The following is a 4,011-nucleotide window of genomic DNA, read 5'->3' as shown; positions in this document are numbered from 1 at the left end:
GGTCTGGGTGTTCAAAAAGTGTTCAAATGTTTCTCATTCACAAACCGTATTTTTACTTGTAAAATGCTTCAATAGCTTGTGCTAAGAAATCAGCAGTACCTTCACCATATTTCTCATCAGTCATAGACTTAATTCTTTCGTTGCGATAATACTGTGCCTGTGCCATCATAAAACCTTGTTCTTCTTTTATTTGTGAAAACTGCTTCATAAGTAAGCCATATTCTTCAACAACTTCTTGAACTTCCGAAGAATTTACATCACAATTTCTTTTTGCAATTAGTTTTTGCAAAACTGCTTCTATTCGTTTGTTGTAACTGTCAGCTACGTCTTTGCTAATAGGATTGTTGACTACAGATAAATATTTTTCTTTTCCTCCATACCACTCAACAACTTTGGCATAGCCTTTTTGCATTTCTTCTGATGAGACTGCCTCAATATAATGCTTTTTCCATTCTTCAACACTTCCAAACTCTTTGATAGCAAGTTCTTTCATATTGTCGGGCATATGTTCAAGCATAGTTTGAAACATTTCTTCCACTTCTGTTTTACTGAAAATTGCAAAATCCATTTTATTCTCTCCTTTCAGAATATCATCAATGCTGGTAATCAGACGTTCCATACGTTCTTTTTTTGCTACCAACATTTTTCTCTGCATTTGCAAAAGCTGGTTTCTTTCAAGAACCGGGTTATCCATAACAGCTTTGATTTCTTTCAATGGAATATCAAACTCACGGAAAAACAAAACCTGCTGTAATGTTTCCAATGCCTTATCGTCATAAAGCCGGTATCCCGCATCACTTTTTTCTGTTGGCTTTAACAATCCAATTTCATCATAATAGTGAAGCGTGCGAACGCTGATACCTGTTAAATCTGATATTTCTTTTACTGTCCTCATAACTGCTGACCTCCTGTTCCTGATAAGATAACTTTAATCTATGACGTTCCGTGAGAGTCAATAGTTTTGAGTTCAATAAATTGATTTTTCATCTCGACAAGCTGGAATTTGAAGAGCAATAACTCTACCGTTCATACGATGCAATAATTTCTTCAAATCGTTTTCTTCATTCTATCACAGCATCTATTATTCTGCCATCAATCTTTCGAACCAGGTATCCATGACAATAATAAACTGGCTTGCCCCTTTCCATTCTTGCAGCATTTCATCCAGAGTTTTGTGCTTCACATATTTCTGTACATACACCCAGGTGGCAACACTGCTGGCCTGAGAAATAATTCCTGCTATAATTTTACGCATAGTTTCTTCAAATTCCGCGATTTCTTCTTTTGGAACGATGTCATAGAGATCTGGAATCTGAAAATCTTCCTTCTCACAATTTTCATCCACATCAATTAGATCTGCCGTCACTCTCTTTCTGGATTCCTCAGGTAATTTCAAATATTGCCAGATCATTGAGACCACTTCGGACGGTGTGTCTTTTTTGATTGGTGGTAATTGTATAAAATCATTCTTTTCACTCATTTTCATATCCTCCTCAAGATAAAATAAAGTCAATAATACATCCGCAATTGCTTCCGTTGTTCTTTTGAACTTTGGGACATTTTGTCCCAAAGTCAAGTCTGTCCGAGAACCTTGGTGTTTCATGGCCTCTTGTTTCATTTTGTAAGCAAAAGCTTTTTCACTCGGCAACAGTTCCTCTCGCTGAATGTTAGCGTCCACCATAGCCACAATGGCATCATCATCCGATAATTCTCTTACGATTGCCGGAATAGTCGTAAGTCCTGCAAGCTGTGCTGCATGCATTCTTCTATGACCGGATACCATTTCATATTCTTCATTATCATCCATTCGAAGCAGTACCGGTGTCAGTACTCCATTGATCCTTACACTTTCAACCAGATCCTGCATCTTTTCATCATCCAGCACCTTGAACGGATGATTTTTAAACGGATGGATCTTACTGATCTCTATCTCCATTGCAGATTCTTCATTTACCACACCAAGCAGTTCATCAATACTTGCCAGTTTGATCTTTTCGCCACTTCTATTTTTCATTCTTCAAAACCTCCTGTGTTAAGTTCATATATGCTTCGGCAACCTTTCCTTTCGGACAGTGCATGTAGATACTTTTTCCCTCTGCACTGGTCTCAGCTGCTTTTACGGACATCGGAATCACATTTTCAAATACTTCTATCTGGCTTCCGTATGTTGTATGTACTCTCGATGCAATGTCCCTTGCGTAATTGGTTCTAAAATCTACCATAGTCAACAGAATGCCCTCTATCGCCAGTTTCCGGTTCAGTCTTTTCTTTACTGTAAGAATGGTCTTGATCAGCTGCTGAAGTCCTTTAACAGGCAGATATGCGGCCTGCACAGGTATCAGAACAGAATCAGAAGAGACCAGTGCATTGATCGTCATCATACCAAGGCTCGGCATACAGTCGATCAGGATATAATCGTATCGTGATCTTATCGCATCGATATATTCCTTCATGATCATTTCTCTGCTCATAACATTTCCCATCGTTACTTCCAATGCGGAAAGCTCAATATTTGCCGGAAGAAGATCTACATTTTCCTGGTGATGTAAGATCCCATCTTCTAAAGAGATTTCTTCTTCGTTGATGACATCCATCATGATCGTTGCCAGTGTGATGCGAAGATCATCCGGTTCCTCATACCCAAGACTTGCTGTTAAACTTCCCTGTGGATCCGCGTCGATCAGCAACACTTTCTTTCCTTCTCTTGCCAGTCCAATACCTACATTTACGGTTGTGGTGGTCTTGCCGACTCCACCTTTCTGGTTTACTACGGATATAACTTTACACATGATTTCTTCCTCCTTTAACTTTCCCATGATTCTTTTTTCCATAATTTTAGCAGTGCCAGTATTTCCCGTTTCATCATTGCCGGTGTATAAGAATTTGGAAAATATTTGTGTAGCTGCTCATTGGTAAATGCTACTCTGGTGATCTCACCTTTTTTAACTTCACACATGATTTCTTCCATCTTTTCCAGCGATAACTGTTTTTCTTTACTCAGCTGCTTTATCCGCTGAGCCTGTGAGAGTGACGGAATCGCTTGTGCATAATCCATTGCTTTAAGCAGTTCTCTTTGTTCATTTTCTTTCAATGCAGCAATCTCTACTGCCGGACAAAAAGAAATAATCTCATCATCCAGTTTCTGCAACATTTCCGGTATCAGTTTTGTCAGTGATATATAACGCTGCACTTGTTTTGGGCTATCACCACAATCCTCACTGATAATATCTATCGATCGTTTTCTTAGTGTTTTGTGGTCAACTTGGCTCTTTTTTCGACCACTTTTTCTTTTTAGTACGTCATTCTTCAGTTTGTAAGCAAAAGCTTTTTCGCTGTAGCTGATCCGTTCTCTATGAAGATTAGAATCCACCATACTTAAAATGGAATCATCTTCACTTAATACCCGGATAATCACTGGTACTTTACGATATCCCAGTTTCTCCGCAGCATGTTTTCTTCTGTGACCTGATATGATCTCATAGTATCCATCCGGTACCGGTCTGACGATCAGCGGATTTAATATTCCATACTTCTCAATGCTTTCCTGCAGAAGAAACATTTCCTTATCATCTTTTACTTGAAATGGATGTTCCTTAAAAGGGCGAAGACGCTCAATCTCAATTTCTATGATTCTTTCTTCTTTTTCTCCTGATTGTCTGTTTGGCTCAGTCATCTTGACTCCTTTCCTCCAGGATTCAGGAACTAAAAAATGCCTGCCTGGAACTTTTATAGATAGTAAAGTTCCAAACAGACATTGCTGTTTGACCATTAGCTGTAGCTAATAGAATTGAATACTGTTTCAGCTAATTTATGTTTGCAGGTTTGGGAGAGATTGTTCCTTTTCCCGCATTTTCTCTGATTTACATCCCCAAATAAGGGGTGACAACAGAGCGGAACCCAAATGTTAGCTGGACTTTCTAAAACCCATGTTTGCAGACCGGTAATTTTGATTAGCTGTCAGCTAACAAAAATCGGATTGCGTTAGCTGGAAATTGATCATTTTGAATGGAA

General features: G+C 38.8%; 4 protein-coding genes. All 4 read right to left on the bottom strand.

Annotated features, from left to right (window positions below):
* Window positions 1–52 precede the first annotated feature (52 nt).
* The gene (locus AB5642_RS19995) at window positions 53–895 is read right to left on the bottom strand and encodes a MerR family transcriptional regulator (protein WP_368371937.1); all 843 of its coding nucleotides are present in this window, start codon (window positions 893–895) and stop codon (window positions 53–55) included.
* Window positions 896–1,081: 186 nt separating this feature from the next.
* Window positions 1,082–2,014 (bottom strand): ParB/RepB/Spo0J family partition protein, encoded by a 933-nt coding sequence (locus tag AB5642_RS19990; protein WP_368371935.1) that lies wholly within the window; start codon window positions 2,012–2,014, stop codon window positions 1,082–1,084.
* Complete coding sequence (locus AB5642_RS19985; protein ID WP_029471073.1) at window positions 2,004–2,789, bottom strand: ParA family protein; 786 nt, start codon at window positions 2,787–2,789, stop codon at window positions 2,004–2,006. The genes AB5642_RS19990 and AB5642_RS19985 overlap by 11 nt, the downstream gene beginning before the upstream one ends.
* A gap of 14 nt (window positions 2,790–2,803) precedes the next feature.
* Window positions 2,804–3,673 (bottom strand): ParB/RepB/Spo0J family partition protein, encoded by an 870-nt coding sequence (locus tag AB5642_RS19980; RefSeq protein ID WP_368371933.1) that lies wholly within the window; start codon window positions 3,671–3,673, stop codon window positions 2,804–2,806.
* Window positions 3,674–4,011 lie beyond the last annotated feature (338 nt).

This window comes from Ruminococcus sp. 1001136sp1_2201st1_G3_2201SCRN_220225 (assembly GCF_040924365.1).
In the GTDB taxonomy this organism is placed as follows: domain Bacteria; phylum Bacillota; class Clostridia; order Lachnospirales; family Lachnospiraceae; genus Blautia_A; species Blautia_A faecis.
Note: the sequence above shows the minus strand (reverse complement) of the source record. Positions and strands in the feature narration are given on the sequence as shown.

Bases quoted from the DNA above. Each gene is read 5' to 3' on its own strand.
- AB5642_RS19980 (WP_368371933.1), bottom strand. From the start codon at position 3,673: ATGACTGAGCCAAACAGACAATCAGGAGAAAAAGAAGAAAGAATCATA.
- AB5642_RS19985 (WP_029471073.1), bottom strand. From the start codon at position 2,789: ATGTGTAAAGTTATATCCGTAGTAAACCAGAAAGGTGGAGTCGGCAAG.
- AB5642_RS19990 (WP_368371935.1), bottom strand. From the start codon at position 2,014: ATGAAAAATAGAAGTGGCGAAAAGATCAAACTGGCAAGTATTGATGAA.
- AB5642_RS19995 (WP_368371937.1), bottom strand. From the start codon at position 895: ATGAGGACAGTAAAAGAAATATCAGATTTAACAGGTATCAGCGTTCGC.